Source organism: Tenacibaculum aiptasiae (assembly GCF_965221665.1).
GTDB classification, from domain to species: Bacteria; Bacteroidota; Bacteroidia; order Flavobacteriales; family Flavobacteriaceae; genus Polaribacter; species Polaribacter aiptasiae.
Map to the genome: position 1 here is coordinate 2,302,930 of NZ_CBDCSN010000002.1, position 26,593 is coordinate 2,329,522.

Here is a 26,593-nt window from a genome sequence, read left to right on the forward strand (position 1 = left end):
CGTTTTTGGTTTTATAATCATGCTGTTTAGCTTAAAGAAAAGTCGTAAGAAAACTCATCTTCAATTATAGGTTCTTTACAGTTTTTGATATCGTAAATAAATTCATCTATTTGCGCTTTCGTCACATTAGGCATGCATATAACATGAGAAATATCTCCTTCAGTAGCTAATTGCCATTTATCTTTCACCCTTTTAGATGTTTTAGGAAGTACAACTGTTATGGCATTTGGATTTCTCCAAGCGTTAATACCAATCTTTTTTAATTCATTTTCGCAGTATTCTGCAACATCTAAACTATGCTGATAACGTTCTTGCAATCCTTTTACGCCGAGTTTTTTTAAAGCGTACCATAGAAATAAAGGAGAGTGTCCATTTCGAGATCCAGTAATAGTTGTATCTGATGAACCAATATAAGAAATACCTTTAGCTATTCGGTCTCTGTTAGACCTTTTTGCTAATAACACTCCAGTTGGAATGGGAGAACCAATAAATTTATGACCACTTATAGAAATACTATCAGCACCATCAATAAAATCAAAAGGTAATCGAGGTTGCATAAATGGTCCAAAAGATCCAGCTAATGCCGCATCACAATGTATGTAGTTGTCTTGAATAGCTAAATTGCCTAATATATTTTTAATTCTAGAAACATCATCTTTAGCTTCTTTCATGGTAGTTCCAAAAGTAGCTAAAACAATAACTGGTTTATGACGATTCATACGAACAGTATTTTCAAAATCTTCATAATCAATTTCTCCATTTTCTTGTGATTTAATCACGATACTTGGAATGTTTAATAAATGAATGTTTTTACGAACACTATAGTGAGTAGATTCAGAATAATAAACAATGGCTTTAGGAAATAACTCACGAGCAAGATATAAGCCATATAAATTACTTTCAGAACCACCATTGGTAACATACCCCCAAAAGTCTTTTGGATTTGCTCTAAATAATTTAGCGAAGAAAGCAATTACTTCACGTTCCATTTCATGTGTTTGTACACGATAAGTTCCCTGTTCAAAAGGATCGCCAAGATTATTAATAGGGTATTTGAAAAACTTATTTAATTCAGAATAATCAAAATCTTTAGATACAGGGTATCCTAAAAAGGTGTCGCGAGCAGTAGTTAATTCGGTATGCAAATTATCTAGTTTTTGCTGACTTTCTATAGGTAGTTTGTTGTTGTTTGTCATAATCTGAAAAATTTAGCGGGCAAAAGTAATATGTATAATAATATGAGTCAGTTTTAATTTTAATAAATAGATTATTTTTCTGTTTATTTAATTTTGTTAGATTTTTTATCTGTTTTAAATATCTAGGTTAAAGCTGTGTAATTCTTTTTTCACTTGAAAAATAGTCAAGGAGACGATTTGCGAAGAATTCTAACATGAATTTTAAAAAAAAACTTTAATTAACTAGCTCTTTTGTGTCTATCTTTGACAGAAATTAAGTAACAAAGTTAGAGGTTGAGTATCCATAAAATTTCATAAGAATGAAGCAAACAACTAATACTATTTTAATGGTTCGTCCAGCAAGTTTTAGAATGAACGAGCAAACAGCTGTTAACAATTATTATCAACAAGAGTTAGCAGGAATGTTACCGGCATCTATCAATGCAAAAGCAGAGGCAGAGTTTGATGTTTTTGTAGATAAGTTAAGAGAAAAAGGAATAAAAGTAATTGTGGTTCAGGATACTAAAGAGCCTGATACGCCAGATGCTTTGTTTCCAAATAATTGGATTTCATTTCATGAAAATGGGGATGTTGCTATTTATCCTATGTTTGCTAAAAACCGTCGTTTAGAAAAACGAGAAGATGTTTTAGATATACTGGAAGAAAACGGATTTGAAATTAAAAACGTAATAGATTATTCGGAAGCAGAGGAAGAAGGTATATTTCTTGAAGGTACTGGTAGTATGATTTTAGATAGGCAAAATAGAAAAGCCTATTGTGCTTTATCTCCAAGAGCAGATGAAGAGTTATTTATTGAGTTTTGTGAAGATTTTGAATATACTCCAGTAGTTTTTATAGCTAATCAAACGGTTAAAGAAAGAAGAGAAGCTATTTATCATACCAATGTTATGATGTGTGTTGGGGAAACTTTTGCAATAATTTGCTTAGATGCAATTGATGATAAAAAAGAAAAGAAAAATGTGTTGAAGCATTTAAAGTCAGATGGTAAAGAGGTAATAGCTATATCAGAAGAGCAAGTAACTCAATTTGCAGGAAATATGTTGCAAGTTAGAGGTGAAAATGATAAGCGCTTTTTAATAATGAGTAGTTCTGCTTATAAATCTTTAACAAAAGAGCAGTTACAGAAAATAGAAAAGCATAATGAGGTAATTCATTCATCGTTAGAAACTATAGAAACTTGTGGAGGAGGTAGCGCTCGTTGCATGATGGCAGAGGTTTTTTAATATTTAGTGTTGGGTTTTATACTAAAGAAGTAAAAAGTAAGTTTATTAGGTAAATAACCTAATACAAATCAAAAATGAAAAATTTTTCCCTTTTATTAATGGTTGCTGTAATGGCAACATCTTGTGTTTCTAAGAAGAAATATGTAGAGTTAGAAAACAAGTATAAAGACACGAAAGGAGCTCTTCAAAAAACAGCTTTTGAAAAAGAGCAACTAGAAGCAAAGTTCTCTAAAATAGAAAAGAGAATAGATAATTATAACAAGAAATTAAACTCGTTAAATAATTTAAATTCTGATTTACAGAAAGAGAATGATATAAAATTAGATATGGTTCAAGGGACTGTAATATCTAATTCTATGAAAGAAAAGATGCGTAAAACATTAAAAAATGTTGATCCAGCCGAATTAGCAAATGCTAAAACGCTAAAGGATTCTATGAATGTTGCAGTGTCTTATAAATTGAAAAAATCAATAAATAAAAACTCTTTAGAAAATTCTGAAGATGTAAATGTAAATATTGATAAAACTGTAGTAATGATCTCTATTTCAGATAAAATGTTATTCAGGTCAGGAAGTTACAGAATAAGTAGTAAAGCTTATAAAGTGCTTAAAAAATTATCTGAAATTATAAAATCTGAACCAAGCATGGATGTTATGATTGAAGGACATACAGATTCGCAACAAATTCATAATGAAGTATTACAAGATAACTGGGATTTAAGTGTGAAAAGAGCAACATCTATTGTTCGTGTTTTAGAAAAAAAATATGGAATAGAACCAAGTAGATTAATCGCTTCAGGTAGAGGATCATCATTACCATTAGTAGATAATAATACAAGAAAAAATAGAGCAAAAAACAGAAGAACAAAAATTATTATTTTACCTAATTTAGATAAGTTTTTTGGTTTGTTAGCTCAAGAAGAAACAATAAAGCCTTAAAAGGAATAATTAGTACAGATATAAAAAACTCGAAGTTAAATTTAGCTTCGAGTTTTTTTATGTGTTAATTTAATTTTTTTTGATATAATTATATTTTGTTTACAAACAAAAACAATTTATGCAATGGTAACATCAATTTTATAGTTCTTATAGTATTGCATTAGTATAAACGAACAAATTACAGAAGAAGCGATTCCTTCAATAGCTAAGGCAAAAACTACTAAACCTAAACTTAAATTTTGTCCCCAGAAAGAAGTTTTTTCTAGTACAATTAATAAACTAGGGTCAATAAAATCTACATAAATAATTAAACCTATAATGGTAAGTGCTACAGCAACTGCAGAAGTTGCTATACCTATAGAGAAATTATTAAAATATAAAGATTCTTTGTTTCTAAGAATATTTGTTTTGATAGCTCTGTTTATTCCCCAGAGAACAAATCCAAAGTTTAAAACTCGTAGTTCAGAGACATTTTCTAAGCCTAAAATTTTCATTAAAAAGAAGAACACTACAATGCCTGCAAAAATTAACAAAGCATTGTTAATTATTATTTTAGTACTTGTCATAATAGTATATTTAAAATTTATAGAACGTTTAAATATACGTAATAAAGTACTGATAATCAATTTAAAAAGTTGTTTTAGCATTTTCTGGAGTTTAAAGGTGAGGTATTTATCGAGGAATTAACGTCTAATAATAATTGTGTTTTTTTAATTAGCATAGCTAAGAAAAAGTTGAGATAATAAAATAATCAAGCTATATTTTTATTACTTTAGTTCTATATTTTAAATCAAAAAATTTTTCCCTTTTTACTCTAAATTAAAAACACCTATTTATAGGTAGTTTTTATAGATTGATTATTTTATAACTTTATAGAAAGTAAAAAGATATGCTTAGTTTTTTTGATAAAATTGTAAAGAAAATTCCATTTAAAGTTCACGGTTTAGTATTGTTTGGTTTAACAGCTATTATGGTTTTGTTGAATCATTATTTTCATAATGCAATGCTTCAAGAAGAAATGCATGTTCTGTATAGTAATGTGCAATTTGATACAGAAATTCCTTTGTTTGAAGAGTATAAAAGCAGTATTCAAAATTGGAGTTATTACCTGTTTTTTTGTGTAGATTTTGTTTGGGCTGCATTGTTGCTTTTAATGATGTATAGGATTTTATGTGAAATCGTTACACCTTATATTTTACGACTTATTACTACTCTTTTTATCTTAGCATATACCGCTGATGTTGTAGAAAATGTATTATACTTATTATATGAAATTGAAAGTGTAATACATGTCCAGAGAGTAAAAGTATTATTGTATGCATTAAGCTTTGTTACCTTTTTATTTAGTGTTATTATCGATCATAAAAAAATAGTTTGGAGATTTATTAAGCATGCTAGGATTAGCTTAGTCTTTATTTTTATTGTTAGTATACTTATTGGTTTTGTAGATCAAGGAGGTGATATTATGATTAGACTTTTTGAAAGTCGTTTTAATTTAATTATTACACTGTTATTGGTGTATTTTGTTTCCATTCCTACAGCACATTACCCAATCTACTTTAAAGGTTCAAAGTACTCAGATACCAATCTCTATGAATATATAATGAGTAGTAATTTTACCATTAAATCTTATATAGGAATTATTTATTTTGTTAAAAGAAAAGGTGTTTCTGTAGTTAAGAATGAAAATGATTCGGATGATAAAGAAGAATTTAAGATGCAGATATTTAGAAGGTGTTTAGGAGTGTTATTTTATGTAGCTTTTATTTATATGATATTAACTGCAGTAGATGAAGCTCATTCTTTACGACTAGCAACTTCAGTTACATTTTTAATTGCTGTGTTTTTATTCTGGTTTGTTTGGTATTTGTCAAAACTAAAATTAGATGCTGATAAATATTTTGAAAAAGAAGGTGAAGAGCAATCGGGAGTTGAAAGTGTAAAAAAGTTTACTAGAATCATAAGTCTTTTTCCTTATTTACTAATGTTAGATGTTTTAATGTTGGTTATTGTTGCTTTTACCGCTTCAGAATGGAATAAGCAATTGGTTTTTCTTACAATAGTTGTTTCAGTGTTAGCGGCTTTAACCTATGTTTTGTTAACAGTGGGGAGGTCGTATCTAAAATATATTTTTACCAATAAATGGACTACTTTTTTGTTAGAAAGACCTCAAGAATACTTTGAAGAAAAAAGAACGAAATATTATGAGAAACACAAAGGAAGCTATATTAATTTTTTATCTATTTTTAGTAATAATTCATGGTATCTTTTTTTTATAGCAGTTTTTGGAATTGTGTGTGTTTCAGGAATCTTAGTGTTGGATTTTAATTGGAAACTTATCCATAATTTTAATCCAATCCCACTTTTTTTAATGTTATATCTGTTTTTTTATGGAGCAATCATTATCTATATAAAACATTTCAAATACTATACACAAATGTATAGAAGAACTCTAGGAAACGGTACTGAAGAGGAAAGGAGTGTAAGAAATGAAAATTTTGATAAAGAAGGAGGTAGGTTACGATGGAGGTTATGGATATATCATATTCCATTCGCTTTGCTAGTTTTAGTTTTAATAGGTGGATATACATCATATAAAGGAAATGATTTACATGAGTTACAAACTATTAAGCAAGATTCTATTAAAGGCATTGAAATTAGTGCTTTTGTAAGTGATATCAAGGAAAAAAAAGAACATTATTTTGTATCTTCCTATGGGGGAGGATTAAAGTCTAATTTATGGACCATGCTTTTATTGAATAAATTAGATAGTGAAAATGAAGAGTTTTTAAATAGTACAAGGTGTCTGTCAGGGGTATCAGGAGGTTCGGTGGGAATAGCAAATTATACTTATATAAAAGCTTTTAATAAAAATAAAGAAGAAGCAATTGATCGGTTAGCGAATTTAAATGGACTTTCCCTTGATGTTTTATATTTAGCAACTTGTGATTTAATAAGAGAATTTATTCCTACAATAACTTTTAAAAAAGATTCTTGTTCTTTGATAGAATTTAAAGGAAGAGATAGGTCTCATTTTGGAATGCGTCAACACATTTTAGCTTTAGATGAATTTAAAGGAGAAGCAGAGGATTCATTTACTTATTATGATCTCTATGAAAAAGTTTATAAAGAAGGTTATTATCCTCCTTTAATAATAAATACAACAAGTACGAGTAATAAATACGGGAATGCACTTTCATTGAAGATTAATGATAGTAGCAAATTTGATGTAGAAAACTATGAAGATATATTTCCTGGAGCTATAAATATTCTTGGTTCAGAAAAAGGTAAAGAGCTTCCTTTTTATACAGCTGTATCAACGAGTAATCGTTTTCCTTTTGTGAGTCCAGCAGCAAAAATTAAACAGAAAGGGTATTTTTTAGATGGAGGAGCATTTGAAAATTCAGGACTTTTAAGTGCTTATAGTTTTAAAGAATATTTAGAAAAGGTTAAAGCGATACAAGATTCTGCTACAGTGAAGTTTGTCAACTTTATCAATGCTAAATCAAATTATATTAGGCATTTTGCAGAAGAAAACAATATTAAGGTAGAAAAACTAAGGTCTTCTCCAGAGCTTATTGCCGTTTTAAAAGTAGGAGTAGCAATAGAACATACTCCTAATTATATTAAGGATGTTGTAAATAATAAGGAAGAGACAGTTGATCTTTATTTACCGCATTATTTTACATATAAAGATTTAGAAAATGTACTTGGAGGAAAATTAAAAGGAGATTTTGCAAGAGTTGTAGATTTAATCAAAAAAAGTAATTATAAAATAAAAACAGCATTAAAAAAGCAATGTTGTAAAGAAGAAGTTGAAGAGTGTAAAAAATATTATAATATAGAAGAAAGGGGGATTGTACAACCAGCTACAGGTAGGTTATTAAGTACTTCTTCTATCTTGTATCAAAAAGCAATGGTAAATCACCACGTCGAAGTAAAAGAAAATATAGCAAAGATTTTCAAAAATATAAATAAAGAAGAGAAGCGAGATTCGTTGAATTAAAAATAGTTTTAGACTCTTAGTTCTTCCTATAAATAGTTTTTCTGAATAAAATACTGGCTGCTAAACCTATAATCGGTATTATAGTAAAGTAACTAAATAAATTTTGGTATTCGGCAAATGATGGATTTTCACCAAGCATATATCCAATAAATAACGACATGAAAATATCAGGAGTAAAACCAACTACGGAAATAATTCCTACTAAAGTTCCTGTGAATTGAATAGGGATTTTAGTTTCTTCTATTATAGCAAAGTATAAACCTCTAAGCGCATAGGTGCTTAAAGCCATAAAAACAAAAAACGAAAAAGAAATAAATAAGGATTGTTCTTTAAATGTGCCTAAACCTAAAAAGGTTGAAATAATAATTAGAACAGTAAAACAAGGAAGTATTAGTTTAGAAGGTACAAATTTATCAGCTATCCATCCAATAGTTATAGCAGCTACAGGCCTTAAGTATTGAATAAAAACGGCAAAATAAGTTGCTTTTTCTAAAGAATATCCCCAAACATCTCTTGCATATGTGCCATAAACACCAGTTAGTTTATAAGCGCAATAAGCACAAAAAATAATAAGAGAATGATAGATAACTTTAGATTTGGTCATTAAAAACAATGCCTCTTTAAAATTAAATTTAAGTTCTTTAGAATTAGTTGCTTTTTGTTGGTCTTTAGGTAAAGTTTTCCAAACAAAAAACGCTACTAAAAAAACAATAAGTGTAATGGTTCCAATTATATATTGAAGAGTAATTACTTTATTCTCAAAAGTTATTATTCCATTTTCGGGAAAGAAGAAACTTAAGATTCCAGCGCCAGATAAAGCTATCGTCGCAGCAAAAAAACCTCTACCGCCATCTAGTAAACCAAAAGATAAACCTTGGTTGTTTTTGGTTCCCCATTGTCTTGTTGCTTTTATTAAAGCAGCCCAAAAAAGAAAAATAGTTGATATCCCCCAAAATGCATATAGTATTTTTAGAGTGAAAACTGATGGAGTCATAATCATTATAAAACCACCAAAAGCAGTTAAAATTAATGACAGAGATAATAATTTACGGGCTTCCCATTTATCAGCAACAAAGCCACCAAAGAAATAAGAGATAACAGCAGTTATCCCATATAAAGCTTGAGCTTCTCCAATTTCTGCATCTGAAATAAGAAAGGCTTCTCTAATGATGGGTTTAAAAACACGCATTAAAATAAAGGGTAATAAAAAAATAGCTTCCCCTGCAATAATCAGGGAAAGCATAGAAGTAATTTTATTTTTGTTTTGCATTTGCCTAAGATAAGGCTTCTTTTAATATGGTAATAGGATGTTTTGCAATTCGTTTTGTTCCGTCATAAATTTGATGACGACAACTAGTACCTGCAGCTACAATTTCCGTTTCAGAAGAACAATTTCTTATTTTAGGAAATAAAGTGTCTTCTCCTACTTGCATACTAACTTTATAGTGTTCTTTCTCATAACCAAAAGAACCAGCCATACCACAACAACCTGTATTCATAATGGTTACTTTGTAGTTTTTTGGTATGTTTAAAATAGAAAAAGAGGCATGTGTACTTGATAATGCTTTTTGATGGCAATGACCATGAATTTTGAGCTCTTTTTCATCATTAGTAAAAATTGAAGTATCAATATTTCCTTTTTTCAATTCAGAAGCTAAAAATTCTTCAAAAGTAAATGTGTTTTTAGAAATATTTTTAGCAGCATCTTTATCGTCCGCTAATCGAATATATTCATCTCTAAATGTTAAAATAGCAGAAGGTTCAATACCAATTAAAGGAGTTTCTTCAGTAATTAATTCTTTGAAAGCAGTAGTGTTTTTATTTGCAATGCTTTTAGCTTCCTTTAAAAAACCTTTAGAGATATAGCTTCTACCGCTTTCCTCATGTTGGATGTATTTAATTTCGTAACCTAGTTTTTCTAAAACTAAAACTGCGTCTTTTCCTATTTCAGCATCATAGTAGTTGGTAAACTCATCATTAAATAAGTATACTACTTTGTTTGATGTTTTTATTTGATGCTTATTTAACCAAGCTTCTAAAGGTTGTTTAGCCAATTTAGGTACTGAACGTTCTGTTGCAACTCCCATTACTTTTTTAGCTATAGTTGTATTTGTAAAAAAGTTTGTAATGGTTGGAAACTTACTACCTAACTTATTATACTTAGCATTATTAGCAAATAGTTTGCTACGGAAAGAATATCCGTTAGTTTCTTGGTATTGATATAGAAACTCTGCTTTCATAGAGGCTATGTCAACATTACTAGGGCATTCTGTTGCACAAGCTTTACAACTTAAACAAAGATCTAAAACTTGTTTTAATTCTTTAGAATCGAATTTGTTTTTAGCGATGTTGTTGGTTAAAACTTCACGTAGTGTATTGGCTCTAGCTCGTGTAGTTTCTTTTTCATTTCTAGTTGCTCTATAACTAGGGCATAGGGTTCCTCCAGCTTCAGGAGATTTTCTGCAATCACCAGAACCATTACATTTTTCAGCTAGCTTTAAAATCCCTTCACTGTCAGAAAAATCTTGAATAGTTTTAATTTCTGGTTCTTTTCTATCTACTTCGTAGCGTAAACTTTTATCCATAGGAAAGGCATCGGTAATCTTTCCTTTGTTAAATACATTATTAGGGTCAAAAGCTTTCTTAACTCTACGTAATAATTGATAGTTTTTATCACCAATCATTAGCGGTATAAATTCAGCACGAACAATTCCATCTCCATGTTCACCACTAAACGATCCTTTATACTTTTTTACTAGTTCGGCAGTTTCAGTAGTTATTTTTCTAAATAAAACTACATCTTCCTGTTTCTTTAAATTTAAAATAGGGCGTAAGTGTAATTCACCAGCACCAGCATGAGCGTAATAAACAGCATCCTGCTCATATTTATCCATAATTTGAGTAAACTCCTCAATGTACTCTGGTAAATCTTCTAAGGCAACTGCTGTATCTTCAATACAGGCAACAGCTTTCATATCTCCTACAATATTTCCTAGTAACCCCAAACCAGCTTTACGTAGGTAATGAACTTTGGCTATATCGTTTCCATATACTTTAGGGTAGTGATAACCAAAATTACCAGCTTTTAAATCTTCAATAAGTTTATCGGCTAGTATTTCTGCTTCTTCAATAGTACTTGCAGAAACTTCTAACATTAAAACAGCTTCAGGATCACCTTGCAAGAAGAAACGATTTTTTGCTTGCTCTCTATTGTTTTTAGTACAGTCTAAAATTACTTTATCCATCAATTCACAAGCGTACAATTTGTGATTCATGGCAGTAACTGTTGCTTTTAAACTCTCATTTACACTTGTAAAATGTGGACATACCATAATACTTTTAGTAGGTGGGAGGTCGTCCAATTGAATTGTTATGGCAGTAGAGAAAACTAAGGTTCCTTCACTTCCTGATAAGAATTTAGCAGGGTTTAAAGTAGGTTCATTTCCTCCAAATAAATCAGAAGTTAAAAACTCGTCAACAGCATATCCTGTATTTCTTCGGTGAATACTTTCCTTTGGAAATTCTTTTTTTATTTCTTGTTGATTCTCCTTAGAAGTTAATTCATTGTATATAGCTTTATAAATACTTCCTTCTAAAGACTTTTCAAAACGTTTTTGTTTGAATTCATCAGAAGTTATTTCTGAAAAAGTTACTTCACTACCGTCGCTTAATAAACCTTCAATTGCTATTACTTTATCGCGAGTAACTCCATATCTAATTGAAGTACTTCCAGAAGAATTGTTTCCAACCATACCACCAATCATACATCGGTTTGAAGTTGAGGTGTTTGGTCCAAAAAATAATCCAAAAGGTTTTAGAAAACGATTTAAATCGTCTCTAATTATACCAGGTTCAACAGTAATAGTTTTATTCTGTTCATCAAAAGCCAATACGTTGGTAAAGTGCTTAGAAACATCAACTACAATTCCATCACCAACACATTGTCCAGCTAGAGAGGTACCTGCTGTACGTGGTATTAATGTGATATTACTTTTAGTAGCAAAATTAATTAATTGTTGTATATCTTTTTTGTTTTTAGGATATGCAACAGCTAATGGGATTTTACGATACACCGATGCATCTGTAGCATATATGTTTTTATGTAAATCGTCGAAAAATAACTCTCCTTCTAGTTTTTTTTCTAAATTTTGTAGCTGTGTATTCTGTATCATGGTTAAACACCTTATGATGTTGTTATTTATTTGTGTAAATAACTATAATGTTCATTTTCAGTAACTGTGTATGAACCTATATTTATTTGACTTTTAAAAAAAGGAGCATTGATTACCATTGTATGGTATTCTCCGTTTTCACCACAAATATCAATATTTAATTTCTTTAATTCTTCAATAATTGTTGAATCTATTACTTTTCCTACCCATTTTTGATTAAAAAAAGGTTTTTTGACCAAAGAAAAAATAACTTCGAATTTATGATCTAATAAGGTAGAAAGTAATTCTGTTCTATTTTTTTTCCATAGCGGGTTGTAAACTTTCATTTCTGATTTTTGACTGCACTTTTCAATCCAATTATCATGGTTTTCAATTTCATCAATGTCGCCAGTAATTAAAGTCTCTATATGATATTTAGTTTTTAATAAACTTATAGCGTCTTCATAGCTATTTTGCATTGGAGGTTTTACAGTAAGTATTATATGCGGAATTCCAACCGATGTTACTTGTTGTTTAATCAGAGACAAATTATGAGCTTTAAAATCAGGATTCTCTGGAGCAAAAGTTACTAAGTGAGTAATAGAATATTCTTCTTGTTGAGCTTTAAAAAAGGCTAAAGCGCAATCTTTTCCACCGGTCCATAAAACAGCTGCGTTTTTTTTCATAAACTATTCAATTGGAATATTTCTTTTAAAACAAGTGTCAAAACAAATAAAAGTATCGGTACCTGCAACTCCGTTTATTAAATGAACTTTGTCATATAATATTTTTTGCAGATGTTCATTGTCTTTAGCATATATTAAAATGAAAATCGCATAATTACCAGAGACGAAATTACATTCTACAATTTCATCAATTTTTTCTAACTCTTTCATTACATCTTTAGCAAAACGGGCTTCACGTAAACGAATTCCAGTATAGGATTTAGTTTTATATCCTAGTTTCTTTTCGTCTAGGATAAATTCAGCATTTTGAATAACGCCTTCAGAAGTTAACTTCTTTATACGTTGATGAATTAAAGAGTTAGAAACATTGAGTTCTTCAGCTATTTGAGAATATGCTTTACGCGCATCTTTTCGTAGCTTTAGAAGTATTTGTTGGTCTATATAATCAAATTGATTTTTCAAAAGAATAACTTTATTGTGTTTTGATAAAACAAACTTAGTTTAAGTTGTAAAATAGACAATCTCTTTTATGAAAAAAAATATAATTGAAAATATAGAAATGTGACTAAACCTTATTTAAGCGTTTATTTGTGCTAAACATTTCTGAATAGTTTCATCTTGCATGTCTTCATACCACTTCATTAACTTGTACACTGGTTCACCTAAATCTTTTTCAAATAATGATTGATTTGATGTTCCTTCGTATTCACGTTTTGCATCATCAGTACCTAAGTTTGAAGCAAAAATTCCAGCAGCACTTACAGGTAAAAAGTCTTCGTAAACCATAGGCTCAATGGTTAAATAACCATCTTTTAGTAATTGATTCACGTCTGCTTTTGTATATGTTTTGCCTTCAGATATATCTTTTACTTTATCAGTTGTGAAATAATGAAAGTAGGCTAATTCTTTAGCTTGTAATTCATTGTAAGTATCAGGAAAAACTTTAAAGTTTTCTAATAATAGTTGGTTGTACTCATTAGCATTTTCGGCAGTTGGAGAACCACCAATAGCTTTACGTGTTTTACCTAATAACTCATTATATAAATCTAATCCTTTTTGGGTAACAGCTACACCACGTTGTTCAATTTCACCAAAACGAGCTTTGTGTTCTCCCATTTTTTCATTTCCAACATCTCCTTTAAAAGTTACTTTTTCAGTTAATGCTTTGAAACTTGTTTGACGTAATAAAATTGGGCATTTTCTAGTAGGTGGTCCTTCAATATTGTCTTTTGGAGGGATATTACGAGCTTCCATGCTTGTTTGTACTTTGTCAATATCTAATGATCTAGGTGTAAGGTGGTTAATGTGAGGTCCTTTAAAAGCAACTACATCTGCAATTAACCTGTGTTGATTTAATAATGCTTCGTACATTTCATAATCTACCGTAGCAGTATCATGCCATCTAAAAGTTTCTAATGCTTCTTGAACAAAAGTTTCAGCATCTTCTTTATTTAATCCACCTTCTTTTTCAGATTTATCAATTAACTCTAATGCCTTTTCTGTAAAAATCTGACGCTTTTCTAAAATAGTTTCAACATTTTTACGAAGTTGCTCGTCATCAATTAAATCTAAACGTAATAAAGATGTAAAAACTCTAAAAGGAGCTTGATTAAGAGCTGTGTTTTCAATAGCTCTAAAGGCCGTTGAGTGAACAGGAACACCAGCAGGAGCTAAATCATAGTACCCAACAGGAAACATTCCCATAACTTTAAATAAACGTCTCATAGTAAATAACTCATATGGTTTACCTAAACGAATAGCACCATGACGTTCCATATTTAAGCGAGTTATTTCTCCTGTATTTGCCAATTGTTCTTCAATATCTTTAGATTCTGAAAGAACATTGTCATTAATATCATGAACCAAATCAAGTAATTCACCGTAAAGTGGTACTTCGTTTTTATACATATCAGACATGATCGTAGAGAAGCGATTACGAATGTATTCTGGCGAGACAAATGTCTTGGTAGTAGTGTTAGAATTTTCTAATATGTTTTTTGATGACATAATTTATTAAATTTTGTTGCAAATTAAATAAATTTAATCTTTTTGAGGTTTATTAAAAATAAAATTCACTCTAAAACGAAGTGTTTTGTGTTTATTTGGTTTTGTAAATGGCTTTTTTTATAAAAAAAAACTATTTTGATTAAAAAAGAACTTCTTAAAAAATCAATTTGACATTATTAATAAACGAAAATTATTTTGATTATCTTTTTGTTTTGATTTTTAGAGGTTTATGAGTGTAGCTGGTCAATTTTTAAATTCATTTCAAATTGATCAATAATGTTTTTAAGCCCAATATTATTGAGGGCAATAATTTTAGAAGAAAGCCTTGTGTCAACGTTGTTTATTTTAATAGTTTCTGATAATTTTTTAATACCAGAGAAAAGTCTTTCCCAACCTATATTTGAATCGTTTAATAAATCAAATTGAGCCAGATAATTTTGTTCTGCATTGATAATAAAGAAGGATTCAGGTATATCATTATATATTATTTGAAAAAATTGATAGTTTCCTCTTGTTATAGACTCTTTTTGATTGTCCCAAGAATAGTATGATTGATTTGGAAGTTGATTCCAGTTTACATTCTTTAAGTCTGTTTCTTTTAATTCATATTCAAGTGAACTATCTGTTTTTATTTGCCCTCTATAGCATTTGTAGGTTTTAGAAGTAGTGAAGCCAATATTTTTATATAAATGAATAGCTTTTTTGTTTTCTGTAATAACTTCTAAAGAACTTTGTTGAATGTTGTTGGTTTTAAATTCTTTGAGAGCGTGTTTGTATATGGATTGAATTATTTTTTTTCCTCGATATTCAGGAGTTACACCAGTACCAGTATTAAAAGCTATTAATGTTCCATTTCTTTCATCAATAGCATGAATTATAAATCCAACTAACTTTTCTCCATCAAACATGCCATAAGAAAATTCAAAATCAACCTTAGCTGCTTTCCATCTTTCCTGATAATATATTTCCTCTTTAGGCATGGGAACAAAATAGTTTTCAAAAGCTAACAAGAAGCATTCAATAATTTTTTCAAATGGGGTAGTAGATAAATTTTTTACAGTCATTATAGGGTCTTTTATAAAACAATATCATTATTCCATTTATAAGGTTCTGGAATATCAGTATCGTCTATTAATTGTCGGATATCTATTTCTATACCTCTACTCATGTTTGTAATAGGGACATCATTCGGGCCTCCCTCAAAAGGATTTTCAGAGTTTTCACCAATAGCTTCCATAGAGTAAAATACCCATGCGATTAGTGTACTAAAAGGAACAGAAAACCATTCGAAATGACGGGAAATAAATACTTGAACTTTATGCATAATTGCTGTTCTAGATTGATGATTAGCTAAGGTTTCAGTAATTCTATCACCTAAAGCTTCAAATTCTTGCATCATACCATAAGGTAAAAGAATAATGAATACCCAAACAAACATAAAGTTTAAAGTAGCAAATTGACGAGGGTATGGAAAGTTCTTAATACGTTCCGATTTTCCTTGTAAAGTATATAATTCAACAATTATTTTTTCAAGTTCCATATGTCGAAAATTATCTATGAATCCTTCATTATAAAGTTCTTTGATTCGTCTAGATTGAATTCCTAATAATTGAGAAGCTTGATTTCCTTTAGCAAAAATCTCATTGTATTCGGTTTCAGAGATATAAGGTGAAATAGCTTCTTTGATTGGAACGTTATCTTCAAATACGTAAACATTTTTTTCTCTAAACTCTCTATTAGATTTGCTAAGTTTAATATGATTTTCCCAAGGCTTGTCTTTACGCATTTGGTAGCGTAATGCGGTTAGCCAAGCAACATGTCTATGAACCAATTCTCTGTGAATATTTTTTAATTCACTAGTAGTTATTTGATCATTTTTAATAAAGTCTTTCACCATAACAGTAAAAGATCTGGAAGTATTTACAATACCGCCCCAAATTTTACGAGCTTCCCATAATCTATCATAAGAAGCGTTATTTTTAAAACTTACAATAAAAGAAACAGCGGTACCCAAAACACCTAAAGGAAGCCATGGTACATATAACCATTTCCATCCCATAACGTCAAATAAAAATACGGGGATAAGACTAAGTAGTATAAAAACATAAATATACCTTCTAGTCCATCTTAGCATCCCTTTAATTGGGTAAGTTTTTTTAGTGTACATAGAAACCAGTTAGTTAGTAATCAAAAATAACGTTTTTGATTTAATATATTTGTGAGTCTATCAAACAACAAATTCATGAAAAAAGTTTTTCTATACTTAGTATTATCTCTATCAGTTTCAGTGCTAGCTCAGCAAAAAGTAGATTTATCATATTATTTGCCAAGTGATGTGAGTTATGATAAAAATATACCAACTCCAAAGTCTATTATAGGGCATGAAGTAGGAGAATGGCATATTACTCACGATAAATTAGTGTCGTATATGAAAGCTTTAGCAAAGGCTTCAAATAGAGTAACTATTGAAAATAGAGGAGAAACTTATGAAGGGAGACCTTTACTGTTACTGACAATTACAGCGCCTAAGAATCATCAAAACTTGAAGGAGATAAGGGAAAAGCATATTGAAATAACAGATAATGCTTCAATAAATGTGTCTAATCAACCAATTGTTGTGTATCAAGGATTTTCAATTCATGGAAATGAACCAAGTGGTTCTAATGCAGCATTAGCAGCAGCATATTATTTAGCAGCAGCTCAAGGGCCAAAAATAAATGAGTTATTGAATAATACAGTAATTTTATTTGATCCATCATTAAACCCAGATGGATTACAACGTTTTGCTTATTGGGCAAATACAAATAAAGCAAGTAATATAAATCCAGATCCAAATGATAGAGAGTATCATGAAGTTTGGCCAGGAGGAAGAACCAATCACTATTGGTTCGATATGAATAGAGATTGGTTACCTGTACAGTTGCCAGAGAGTACAGCAAGAATTAAAACATTTCATAAATGGTTGCCTAATATTTTAACAGATCATCATGAGATGGGGACGAATTCTACTTTCTTTTTTCAACCAGGAATTCCAAGTAGGACAAATCCATTAACGCCTCAAATGAATCAAGATTTAACAAAGGAGATTGCAACTTATCATGCGAAAGCTTTTGATAAAATAGGATCAACATATTATTCAGAAGAAAGCTTTGATGATTTTTATTATGGAAAGGGGTCAACATTTCCAGATATCAATGGAAGTATAGGGATTTTGTTTGAACAAGGAAGTTCACGTGGACATGCACAGGAAAGTGATAATGGAATATTAACTTTTCCATTTACAATTAGAAATCAGTTTACAGCAATATTATCAACATTGGAAGCTGCTAAAAATATGCGAAAAAAAATCTTGAAATATCAACAAGGTTTTTATGAGGAATCAAGGAAGTTATCAGAAAATAAGGCATTTGTATTTGGAGATGAAAAGGATGCAATCAAAAGTTATCATTTAGCTGAGGTATTAAAAAAGCATAAAGTAAAACTTCATGAGTTAAAATCTGATTTAACAGTTAATGGAAAATATTTTAAAAAAGGATATAGTTATGCAATACCAATGAATCAGAAAAATAATCGATTGGTAAAGGCAATGTTTGATGTGAGAACTACCTTTAAAGATAGTCTGTTTTATGATGTTTCTGCTTGGACATTTAATCATGCATTTGGAGTAGATTTTGCTAAAAATGTTTCGTTGTCTAAAGTGGGTAATGAGATACTTGATTTAAAAAAGAAATCGGGAAGTATTCAAAATAAAAGCACAGTAGGATATTTATTTGCTTGGAATGAATATGAAGCACCTAAGGCTTTAAATGAAATTTTAAAGAAGGGACTAAGAGCTAAAGTTGCAATGAAGCAGTTTAAAAACAATAACAAACCATACGATTATGGAACTATTTTTATTCCTGCACAAAATCAAAAATTAAATAATGCTGAATTGTTTGCTTATTTAGAAAAAGTTGCAATGAAAAATCATATTGAAATAACAGGTGTTTCAACAGGTTTGAATGATGGTATAGATTTAGGGAGTAGAAACTTTAGAGTTGTAAAAGAACCAAAAGTAGCGATGTTAGTAGGAAAAGGAATAACAAGTTATGATGCAGGTGAAATCTGGCATTTGTTAGACCAACGTTTTGATATGCAACTTACTAAACTAGATATGTCTTATGCATCAAGAGTAAATTTAAGTAAGTACACTACTATTATAATACCTAATAGCTATTCAATAGATAAGAATTTAGAAGGAAAGTTAAGAGATTGGGTTCGCAAAGGAGGCGTATTAATAGGATATAGAAATGCGGTTAACTGGATGTCTAATAAAGGATTTATTTCATTACAATTTAATAAACCTAAAATGGATACAGTGAAAAATGTATCATTTGAAAATCGTTCATTGCAGTCAGGAGCACAAGTTATCGGAGGTGCAATTTTTGAAGCCTCAATAGATCGTTCACATCCAATAAGTTTTGGTTATAAAGATAATAAGATAGCATTGTTTAGAAATACAAGACAATTCATTCAACCTGATAAAAAAAGTTATAATAACCCAATTCAATATACAAATGCCCCATTATTGAGTGGATATATTTCAAAAGAAAATTTAAAGGAATTAAAGAATACAGTTCCTTTTAAATCTCAGCGTTTGGGGGCTGGAAAAGTAATTGTATTTACTGATAATACAAATTTTAGAGGATTTTGGTTTGGAACAAATAAATTGTTAATGAACGCTATATTTTTCGGGCGCTTGATGTAGATTGTATGTTTTTAAAGCTCTGTTTTTTAGCTTGTTACTTTTTTGTGTAAAGTTTTTTTATATCTTTAACGAAATAAATTTTAAGTCCCCCAGATTATGAAAAACAAGCTATTTTTAGCCATGTCCTTGGCTACGTCTGTTTTATTTTCTCAAAACAGCGAATTATGGAAAAAACAAGCAAATGGAAAAGTAAGAGCTAGTGTTTCTGCACTAGAAAAAAGATTGCCCGATAAAGAGATTTATCAACTAGATTTAGATGCGTTTAAACAAGCTTTAGTAAATGCACCTCAGAGAAAATCAGGTAAACAATCTAGTGTGATTATAGCTTTTCCAAATGCTGATGGAAAGTTAGAAAAGTACCGAGTTTCAGAAGCTTCGGTGTTGCATCCAGCCTTATCACAAAAGTATCCAGACATTAAATCTTACATGGGTGTAGGTGTTGATGATCCTTCAGATAGGATTCGTTTTAGTCTTTCAAACGCAAAAGGTTTACAAAGTATGCGTTTAGGAATTGATAAACCTACAGTGTTTATTGAACCTTATTCAGCAGATTTAAAAAGATATACTATCTATAAAAAATCGGATAAGCCTAGAGATGTAAACGGATTCAAATGTGATGTAGATCCAAACAACAGAAATAAAAGTACAGGGAGTTCTTCTCAGCATAAAAATGCAGATGATGGAACCTTAAGAACGTATCGTATTGCTATTTCTGCAACAGGTGAATATACAGCGCATCATGGTGGTACCAAAGCACAAGCATTGGCAGCAATGAATACAACAATGACAAGGGTTAATGGAATCTACGAAACGGATTTTAATGTAACTATGATTATTATTGCGAATAATGAAGATGTAATTTATACGAATGCATCAACAGATCCTTATTCAAATGGAAGTTTTAATTCACAAGTGCAATCAACTTTAACCAGTGTTATTGGTGAAGCGAACTATGATATAGGGCATTTATTTGCAAAAGCATCAAACAATGGAAACGCAGGTTGTATTGGATGTGTTTGTGTAGATGGAAGTAAAGGTAGTGCATTTACTTCGCGTACTACTCCAGAAGGAGATCCTTTTGATGTAGATTTCGTAGCTCATGAAATTGGACATCAATTTGGAGGTAATCATACCTTTACAATAAGAAATGAAGGAACCAATGTACATATGGAACCAGGAAGTGGTACTACCATAATGGGATATGCAGGTATAACAGGAGCAACAGATGTGCAGCCTAATAGTGATCCATATTTTCATGCAATAAATATTCAGCAAATTACTAATTATATTAAATCAACTTCATGTCAAACAAATACTTCAACAGGAAATAATGTGCCAACAGTAAATGCTGGTAGTGATTATACAATTCCAAAAGGAACAGCATTTGTATTAACAGGATCTGCTACCGATGCAGATGCGTCTGATGTGCTTTCATATTGTTGGGAACAAATGGATGAAAACAATGCAGCTACAACGTACCCTAGTGCAACAGCTACAGCAGGAGTAGCTTTTAGGTCTTATTCTCCAACAACAAATGCGTCAAGGTATTTTCCAAGATTAGAAACAGTAAAAGCAGGAAATACTTCTTGGCAATGGGAAGCGGTTCCAAATGTTGCCAGAAGTTTAAACTTTAGATTAACGGTAAGAGATAACAGAGCAGGAGGAGGAACAAATAATAGTGATGATATGGTGGTTACTGTAAATGGAACAGCAGGGCCTTTTGTGGTAAATTCACCTAATACAGCAGTTACTTTAACAGCAGGAGCAACTGAAACTGTTACTTGGAATGTAGCAGGTACAACAAGTAATGGAGTAAATGCTGCAAATGTTGATATTTTAATGTCTACAGATGGTGGAGATACTTATCCAGTAGTATTAGCTAGTGGAGTTCCTAATGACGGATCTCATGATATTACGGTGCCAAACTCAGTAGGAAATCAAAATAGAATAATGGTTAGAGGAACTAACCATATCTTCTTCGATATTTCAAATACAAACTTTACTATTTCAAATCCGTTACCATGTACAGCATCAGTTCCAACTGGAGTTAGTGTAAGTGGAGTTACAGATTCAGCAGCTACAGTTTCTTGGAATACAGTATCAGGAGCAACTTATACTGTTGAGTACAAAAAAGCATCAGATGCTTCTTGGACTTCAAATAATACATCAGGAACAACTACTACGTTATCTGGTTTAGATGCAAATACAGCTTATGAAGTTAGAGTTAAGAGTGTTTGTACAGATGGTACTTCATCTAGTTTTAGTGCAACAGCTAATTTTACAACAACAGATGTTCAATTAACATATTGTACAGCTAAAAGTACAAATGTAAATGATGAATATATTTCTAATGTAAAATTAAATACAATAGATAATACTTCAACAGGTCAATTTTATTCAGATTTTACAAATATTTCAACTACTATAACTAAAGGAGCTTCAGAAACAATTACCATTACTCCAACTTGGACTGGAACAACTTATAGTGAAGGTTATGGAGTTTGGATTGATTATAATAAAAATGGCGTGTTTACAGATGCTGGAGAGTTGGTTTGGAGTAAATCTCCTTCAACAGATACACCAGTGTCAGGAAGTTTCACGGTACCTGCATCAGCAGTTACAGGAGATACTAGAATGAGAGTAATTTTACGTTATAATGCAGTACCAAGTCCATGTGGTGAATTTACTTATGGAGAGGTAGAAGATTATACAGTTACAATAGCAGGTGCTGGAGCAGATACAGTAGCACCAGTAATAACCTTGTTAGGAAATAGTGTTGAAAATATAAATGTTGGAGATTCGTATACAGATGCTGGAGCAACTGCAAGTGATAATGTCGATGGAAACATTACTGCTAATATTGTAGTAACAGGTTCTGTAGATGCGAATACACAAGGAACTTATACTTTAACTTATAATGTGTCTGATGCAGCTGGTAATGCAGCAACAGCAGTAACTAGAACTGTTAATGTAAATGCAGTTACAGCTGGTTGTACAGGAGGAATAGATAGTTACCCTTATGCACAATCTTTTGATTCATCTTTTGGTTCATGGACACAATCTAGTGCCGATGATATCAATTGGACAAGAAGAACTGGAAGTACTCCATCAAGTGGAACTGGTCCTTCATCAGCAAATAATGGTTCACACTATATTTATGTAGAAGCATCTGTGAGGAATACAGGATATCCAAATAAAAGAGCAATTATAAATTCACCATGTTATGATTTATCAGGATTAAGTTCTGCTTCAATTTCGTTCAAATATCACATGTATGGAGCTACTAATATGGGAACTATCGACTTAGAAGTTAGTGAGGATGATGGAGCTAATTGGACTTCAATTTGGAATCAATCAGGAAATAAAGGGAACTCTTGGTTAACAGCTACAGTAAGCTTAAATGATTATGTAGGAAAAGGTATTAAATTACGTTTTAACCGCGTAACAGGAAATACATGGCAAGCAGATATTGCTATTGATAACTTCCAGGTTACTGGTTCAAAATCAGCAATTACTACAAGAGGAGATATTCTTGAGTTTGCAATTTATCCGAATCCAGTTGGAAACCAAATAAATTTAGTGAAGCCAATTGGTTATGAAAAAGTAAATTATACTATTTATAACACATTAGGACAAAGAATTAAGAAAGGTGTTACTACTAATAATATTGATGTTAGTGGTTTAAAATCGGCTATTTATACAATTGTAATTGAAAAGGATACAGATGTAAAGAGTATCCGATTTATAAAGAAATAGCTTATAAAATAAACTGTTTAGAAGTAACTTTCTAAACAGTTTTCATTTTTGCATTGCATTAATTGAATTGTTTTTAAAATCGAAAAGCATTGATTATCGTTATATAATCAATGCTTTTTTCTTTTCAAAATGACCTTTTATTGCTGTAAACTGTAACAAAATAAAGGAATATTCGTCTTTATAGTATATTAATCAAAAAAATACTATGAGTTTATTAAGAGTTTTACTAGCAATTTTTTTTCCACCATTATCTGTTTTAGGTAAAGGATGTGGATCTGTAGTAATTGTTTTTTTATTAACCCTTTGTGGTTGGGTACCAGGAGTTATTGGTGCTTTGGTTATATTAAATAATCCAAAATAAAAAATGTGACTTTTTTAAAATTGATGTGTCTAAATAGTTAGAAACCAAAAACATAAAAATATGATTTACATTTTTTTTACACTACTTACAGCTTTTATAATGAAGAGTTATATTTCAAATAGATATAAATATAAAACGTGTAAAGTATATTGTAAAAGAAAATAGAATATTCTGTACATTATTTGAAAAGAAAAAAGCGCTCATTGAGCGCTTTTTTTATTCTAATACTTCTTCTATAATCTTTCCAGTGGTTCCGTTAGGGAATTCAATTTGTAATAAATTAGAGATTGTAGGTGCAATATCAATTATTTCATATTTTTTCTTTGATGAACCTTGATTAATACCATTTCCATAAAAAATCATAGGGATATGAGTATCATAAGAATATCCAGAACCATGTGATGTACCTCCATTTTTATAATAAGCACTAAGTGTAGATGGATTTGGAATTAATAGAATATCTCCAGAAAATTTCTGATTGTAACCGTTCTGTAATGAGTTTAAAATACCATTGGTAAAAGTAGTAGTTTGTAATGTTTTTGCGGTTACAGACTTATAGATGTTTTTATAATTGATTGCTTCGTCAGCTATTTTTTGAGAAACAGTATGTACATCTAATTTTAACTCTTCAATTTTCTCTTTATTTAAGAAGATTTGAAAATTAGAAATACTCTCAACTAATGCATCTGAATTAAAATACTTTTTAGTAATATCATTTACATAAGTTTTAAATTCTGTATAACTAAAATAATCAGCAGGGATTTTAACAGATTTAAGATAAGCTGGGACTTGAACAGCAGCATGATCAGCTGTTAAAAATAAGGTGTAATTGTCCTCACCAATTTCAGTGTCTAAAAACTGAAACAAATCAGCTAAATCTTTGTCTAATCGTAGATAAGTGTCTTCAACTTCTTTGGAAGCAACTCCAAATTGATGTCCGACATAATCAGTAGAAGAATAGCTGATAGCTAAAAAGTCAATAAATTCAGATTTACCTAAGTTTTCTCCAATAATAGCAGCTTTAGCAAAATCGGTAGTCAAGGTATTACCAGCTGGTGTTGCTTTTATGATACTATAGTTTTTGTTTTCACTTTTTAAATTAGGTATGTCATGAGGGAAAATAGGTTTTTCTTCTCCTTTAAAAGCCTTTTCAAAATTATTATCATCAGTAATACTTTCAGTATAAGTGTTAATGTCATACAAGCTTTCCCATGGTTGTTTCAAGTATTCATCTACTATCTTAGAATTGTTAAATTCTTGTACCCAATTAGGGAGGTTGTTCATATAATAAGATGAGGTAATCCATTTACCTATATCACGACCATAAAACCAATAAGCACCGTCAGCAGCATGACCAGCAGGTAAAATTGCTGAACGATCCTTGATAGCAACTCCAATAGTCTTACCATTCATATTTTGTGCTAACTTTAATTGATCTGTTATTGTAGTCGTTAGCATTCTATTAGGAGATTTCTTTCCTCCATCACCATCATAACCTACAGTATTATAATTACTATCATCTACACAGTACACCATTTCTTTAGTGTATTTGTCGTACCAAGTGTTACTAATTATAGCATGGTTCGTAGGAGTTGTTCCTGTATAAATTGAAGCATGACCAACAGCAGTATAGGTTGGTATATAATTATAGTGAGCATTTTCCAGAGAAAACCCATCTTCTAATAAACGTTTAAATCCATCTTCTCCATATTTTGAAGCAAAACGAGTTAAATAATCATAACGCATTTGGTCAATTACTACACCAACAACTAGTTTAGGTTTATGAGTGCTTTTTTTAGGGGCTATGACACAACCAATTAAACAAGTTGCGGCTAAAGCAGCTAAACATATTATTTTTTTCATGATTAATTTTAAAAATTTAGAATCAAAGGTAAGTAAAAAGAGTGCTAAAACTCATAAATAACGTGAAGAGTTAATGGTTTTTTAATACTTTAGCAGTAAAGAAAAATAGAATAGTTTAATGAATTATATTGAGCATATTGGGAAGTATTTTCTAATGCTAAAACAAGTTTTTACAAAACCACAAAGAGCTAGGGTTTTTCGAGAAGCTTTATTTAGAGAAATTGAAGAACTGGGACATAAGTCGTTAGGGATTATAGCTTTTATATCTTTTTTTATTGGAGGAGTTATTGCTTTACAAACAGCATTAAACTTGGAGAGTCCATTTATTCCAAAATCACTAATTGGTTTTGCAGCAAAACGTTCAGTAATCTTAGAATTTGCTCCTACATTTTGTTCAATTATTTTAGCTGGAAAAGTAGGGTCTTACATTACTTCAAGTATAGGTACAATGCGTGTAACTGAACAAATAGATGCATTAGAGGTAATGGGGATAAACTCGTTAAACTATTTAGTATTGCCTAAAATTATAGCTACTATATTCTTCTATCCATTCTTAATTGTATTAGCCATGTTCTTAGGGATTTTTGGTGGATGGGTAGCTGGAGTACTTTCAGGGCTATTTTCAGGAGTAGATTATATTACTGGGGTTCAAATGGAGTTTAACCCTTTTTTACTTACTTATGCAATTATTAAAACTTTAGTTTTTGCGTTTTTGATAGCTACAGTGCCTTCTTATCATGGTTATTATGTAAAAGGAGGTTCTTTAGAGGTTGGTAAAGCAAGTACGCAATCGGTAGTTTGGACGACTGTAATAATCGTTATCGCTAATTATTTCTTAACTCAAATGTTGTTAACCTAATGATAGAAGTAAATAAATTACATAAAGGATTTAATGGAGTTGAGATTTTAAAAGGAATTACAACTTCATTTAAACCAGGAGAAACAAGTTTAATTATAGGGCAAAGTGGTTCAGGAAAAACCGTGTTCTTAAAATCATTAATAGGTTTACATACACCAGAAAAAGGAACTATAATTTATGATGGTCGTGTAAATACTGAAATGACTATAGAAGATAAAAGAAGCTTCAGAAAAGAGCTAGGAATGGTTTTTCAAGGAAGTGCTTTATTCGATTCTCAAACAGTTGAAGAGAATGTGATGTTTCCCTTGAAAATGTTTACAAAGCAGCCTGAGAGTGAAATGTTGGATAGAGTAAACTTTGTTTTAAAGAGAGTGAACTTAGAGAACTCAAATAAGAAATTTCCAGCAGAATTATCAGGAGGAATGCAAAAACGTGTGGCAATTGCAAGAGCAATTGTAATGAATCCAAGATACCTGTTTTGTGACGAACCAAATTCAGGACTAGATCCACAAACATCTATCGTTATTGATAACTTAATTCAAGAAATTACCGATGAATATAAAATAACAACTGTTATTAATACTCACGACATGAATTCCGTTATGGAAATAGGAGACAAGATAGTATTTCTTAAAAATGGAGTAAAAGCATGGGAAGGTTCGCACAAAGAAATCTTTAAAACAGATAATGAAGCAATCGTTAATTTTGTGTATTCATCTAATTTATTTAAAAAAGTTAGAAAAGCATATTTAAATGATGTTTAGGTAACTTTCTGTGTATTAAGAGGTAAAAAAATAAGT

General features: G+C 30.5%; 18 protein-coding genes. 8 read left to right on the forward strand and 10 right to left on the reverse strand.

Translation table 11 applies throughout. The features are described 5' to 3' along the window. Positions 1-26: 26 nt before the first annotated feature. Entirely contained in the window at positions 27-1,196 is a 1,170-nt protein-coding gene (locus tag ACOQN8_RS10990; RefSeq protein ID WP_272150289.1) for a histidine decarboxylase, read from the reverse strand. A 299-nt stretch (positions 1,197-1,495) separates the two neighbouring features. Here ACOQN8_RS10990 and ctlX point away from each other — a divergent pair, with 299 nt between their 5' ends. After that, positions 1,496-2,419 carry a citrulline utilization hydrolase CtlX gene (gene ctlX, locus ACOQN8_RS10995; RefSeq protein WP_150900653.1) on the forward strand — a complete coding sequence of 308 codons (924 nt, stop codon included), beginning with the start codon at positions 1,496-1,498 and terminating at the stop codon, positions 2,417-2,419. A gap of 74 nt (positions 2,420-2,493) precedes the next feature. Continuing rightward, positions 2,494-3,357, forward strand: coding sequence for an OmpA family protein (locus tag ACOQN8_RS11000; RefSeq protein ID WP_420552702.1), 864 nt, complete (start codon positions 2,494-2,496; stop codon positions 3,355-3,357). A 116-nt stretch (positions 3,358-3,473) separates the two neighbouring features. On the opposite strand, the gene ACOQN8_RS11005 is transcribed toward ACOQN8_RS11000, so the two are convergent. Next, on the reverse strand, positions 3,474-4,004 hold the full coding sequence (locus tag ACOQN8_RS11005) for a hypothetical protein (protein ID WP_420552703.1): 531 nt from the start codon (positions 4,002-4,004) through the stop codon (positions 3,474-3,476). Positions 4,005-4,246: 242 nt separating this feature from the next. Between ACOQN8_RS11005 and ACOQN8_RS11010 the strand changes: the two genes are divergently transcribed. After that, positions 4,247-7,363: a WD40 repeat domain-containing protein gene (locus ACOQN8_RS11010; protein WP_420552704.1), complete on the forward strand. Its 3,117-nt coding sequence runs from the start codon at positions 4,247-4,249 to the stop codon at positions 7,361-7,363. 16 nt (positions 7,364-7,379) lie between these two features. Here the strand turns inward: ACOQN8_RS11010 and ACOQN8_RS11015 are convergent, their stop codons facing one another. The 7 genes from ACOQN8_RS11015 to ACOQN8_RS11045 form a co-directional block, all read right to left on the reverse strand. Beyond that, a complete protein-coding gene (locus ACOQN8_RS11015) occupies positions 7,380-8,606 on the reverse strand; it encodes an MFS transporter (protein WP_420552705.1) in 1,227 nt (408 codons plus the stop codon). Between the two features lie 31 nt (positions 8,607-8,637). Next, positions 8,638-11,535 carry an FAD-binding and (Fe-S)-binding domain-containing protein gene (locus tag ACOQN8_RS11020; RefSeq protein ID WP_420552706.1) on the reverse strand — a complete coding sequence of 966 codons (2,898 nt, stop codon included), beginning with the start codon at positions 11,533-11,535 and terminating at the stop codon, positions 8,638-8,640. Between the two features lie 26 nt (positions 11,536-11,561). Further along, the gene (locus ACOQN8_RS11025; RefSeq protein ID WP_420552707.1) at positions 11,562-12,200 is read right to left on the reverse strand and encodes a Dph6-related ATP pyrophosphatase; all 639 of its coding nucleotides are present in this window, start codon (positions 12,198-12,200) and stop codon (positions 11,562-11,564) included. 3 nt (positions 12,201-12,203) lie between these two features. Further along, positions 12,204-12,662 carry an Lrp/AsnC family transcriptional regulator gene (locus tag ACOQN8_RS11030; protein ID WP_235275777.1) on the reverse strand — a complete coding sequence of 153 codons (459 nt, stop codon included), beginning with the start codon at positions 12,660-12,662 and terminating at the stop codon, positions 12,204-12,206. 114 nt (positions 12,663-12,776) lie between these two features. Beyond that, positions 12,777-14,207, reverse strand: coding sequence for a 2-oxoadipate dioxygenase/decarboxylase HglS (hglS, locus tag ACOQN8_RS11035; protein ID WP_420552708.1), 1,431 nt, complete (start codon positions 14,205-14,207; stop codon positions 12,777-12,779). Positions 14,208-14,434: 227 nt separating this feature from the next. Beyond that, positions 14,435-15,271, reverse strand: a complete 837-nt coding sequence (locus ACOQN8_RS11040) for a GNAT family N-acetyltransferase (protein WP_420552709.1) — start codon at positions 15,269-15,271, stop codon at positions 14,435-14,437. An 11-nt stretch (positions 15,272-15,282) separates the two neighbouring features. Then, positions 15,283-16,374 (reverse strand): bestrophin family protein, encoded by a 1,092-nt coding sequence (locus ACOQN8_RS11045; RefSeq protein ID WP_150900665.1) that lies wholly within the window; start codon positions 16,372-16,374, stop codon positions 15,283-15,285. A 75-nt stretch (positions 16,375-16,449) separates the two neighbouring features. Between ACOQN8_RS11045 and ACOQN8_RS11050 the strand changes: the two genes are divergently transcribed. The 3 genes from ACOQN8_RS11050 to ACOQN8_RS11060 all read left to right on the forward strand — a co-directional run bounded on the left by ACOQN8_RS11050 (position 16,450) and on the right by ACOQN8_RS11060 (position 23,071). Beyond that, a complete protein-coding gene (locus tag ACOQN8_RS11050) occupies positions 16,450-18,954 on the forward strand; it encodes a M14 family metallopeptidase (RefSeq protein WP_420552710.1) in 2,505 nt (834 codons plus the stop codon). 96 nt (positions 18,955-19,050) lie between these two features. Then, complete coding sequence (locus ACOQN8_RS11055; protein WP_420552711.1) at positions 19,051-22,710, forward strand: reprolysin-like metallopeptidase; 3,660 nt, start codon at positions 19,051-19,053, stop codon at positions 22,708-22,710. A gap of 205 nt (positions 22,711-22,915) precedes the next feature. After that, positions 22,916-23,071, forward strand: a complete 156-nt coding sequence (locus ACOQN8_RS11060) for a YqaE/Pmp3 family membrane protein (protein ID WP_150900668.1) — start codon at positions 22,916-22,918, stop codon at positions 23,069-23,071. Positions 23,072-23,287: 216 nt separating this feature from the next. Here the strand turns inward: ACOQN8_RS11060 and pafA are convergent, their stop codons facing one another. Continuing rightward, a complete protein-coding gene (gene pafA / locus ACOQN8_RS11065; protein WP_420552712.1) occupies positions 23,288-24,934 on the reverse strand; it encodes an alkaline phosphatase PafA in 1,647 nt (548 codons plus the stop codon). 118 nt (positions 24,935-25,052) lie between these two features. Here pafA and ACOQN8_RS11070 point away from each other — a divergent pair, with 118 nt between their 5' ends. Next, positions 25,053-25,793: an MlaE family ABC transporter permease gene (locus tag ACOQN8_RS11070; RefSeq protein WP_235275770.1), complete on the forward strand. Its 741-nt coding sequence runs from the start codon at positions 25,053-25,055 to the stop codon at positions 25,791-25,793. Beyond that, the gene (locus ACOQN8_RS11075; protein ID WP_235275769.1) at positions 25,793-26,557 is read left to right on the forward strand and encodes an ABC transporter ATP-binding protein; all 765 of its coding nucleotides are present in this window, start codon (positions 25,793-25,795) and stop codon (positions 26,555-26,557) included. Before ACOQN8_RS11070 ends, ACOQN8_RS11075 begins: the two co-directional genes overlap by 1 nt. The last annotated feature ends 36 nt before the right edge of the window (positions 26,558-26,593 follow it).

Excerpts from the sequence above, each read along its gene's own strand:
- ACOQN8_RS10990 (WP_272150289.1), bottom strand. The coding sequence starts at position 1,196 with ATGACAAACAACAACAAACTACCTATAGAAAGTCAGCAAAAACTAGAT.
- ctlX (WP_150900653.1), top strand. The coding sequence starts at position 1,496 with ATGAAGCAAACAACTAATACTATTTTAATGGTTCGTCCAGCAAGTTTT.
- ACOQN8_RS11000 (WP_420552702.1), top strand. The coding sequence starts at position 2,494 with ATGAAAAATTTTTCCCTTTTATTAATGGTTGCTGTAATGGCAACATCT.
- ACOQN8_RS11005 (WP_420552703.1), bottom strand. The coding sequence starts at position 4,004 with ATGCTAAAACAACTTTTTAAATTGATTATCAGTACTTTATTACGTATA.
- ACOQN8_RS11010 (WP_420552704.1), top strand. The coding sequence starts at position 4,247 with ATGCTTAGTTTTTTTGATAAAATTGTAAAGAAAATTCCATTTAAAGTT.
- ACOQN8_RS11015 (WP_420552705.1), bottom strand. The coding sequence starts at position 8,606 with ATGCTTTCCCTGATTATTGCAGGGGAAGCTATTTTTTTATTACCCTTT.
- ACOQN8_RS11020 (WP_420552706.1), bottom strand. The coding sequence starts at position 11,535 with ATGATACAGAATACACAGCTACAAAATTTAGAAAAAAAACTAGAAGGA.
- ACOQN8_RS11025 (WP_420552707.1), bottom strand. The coding sequence starts at position 12,200 with ATGAAAAAAAACGCAGCTGTTTTATGGACCGGTGGAAAAGATTGCGCT.
- hglS (WP_420552708.1), bottom strand. The coding sequence starts at position 14,207 with ATGTCATCAAAAAACATATTAGAAAATTCTAACACTACTACCAAGACA.
- ACOQN8_RS11040 (WP_420552709.1), bottom strand. The coding sequence starts at position 15,271 with ATGACTGTAAAAAATTTATCTACTACCCCATTTGAAAAAATTATTGAA.
- ACOQN8_RS11045 (WP_150900665.1), bottom strand. The coding sequence starts at position 16,374 with ATGTACACTAAAAAAACTTACCCAATTAAAGGGATGCTAAGATGGACT.
- ACOQN8_RS11050 (WP_420552710.1), top strand. The coding sequence starts at position 16,450 with ATGAAAAAAGTTTTTCTATACTTAGTATTATCTCTATCAGTTTCAGTG.
- ACOQN8_RS11055 (WP_420552711.1), top strand. The coding sequence starts at position 19,051 with ATGAAAAACAAGCTATTTTTAGCCATGTCCTTGGCTACGTCTGTTTTA.
- ACOQN8_RS11060 (WP_150900668.1), top strand. The coding sequence starts at position 22,916 with ATGAGTTTATTAAGAGTTTTACTAGCAATTTTTTTTCCACCATTATCT.
- pafA (WP_420552712.1), bottom strand. The coding sequence starts at position 24,934 with ATGAAAAAAATAATATGTTTAGCTGCTTTAGCCGCAACTTGTTTAATT.
- ACOQN8_RS11070 (WP_235275770.1), top strand. The coding sequence starts at position 25,053 with ATGAATTATATTGAGCATATTGGGAAGTATTTTCTAATGCTAAAACAA.
- ACOQN8_RS11075 (WP_235275769.1), top strand. The coding sequence starts at position 25,793 with ATGATAGAAGTAAATAAATTACATAAAGGATTTAATGGAGTTGAGATT.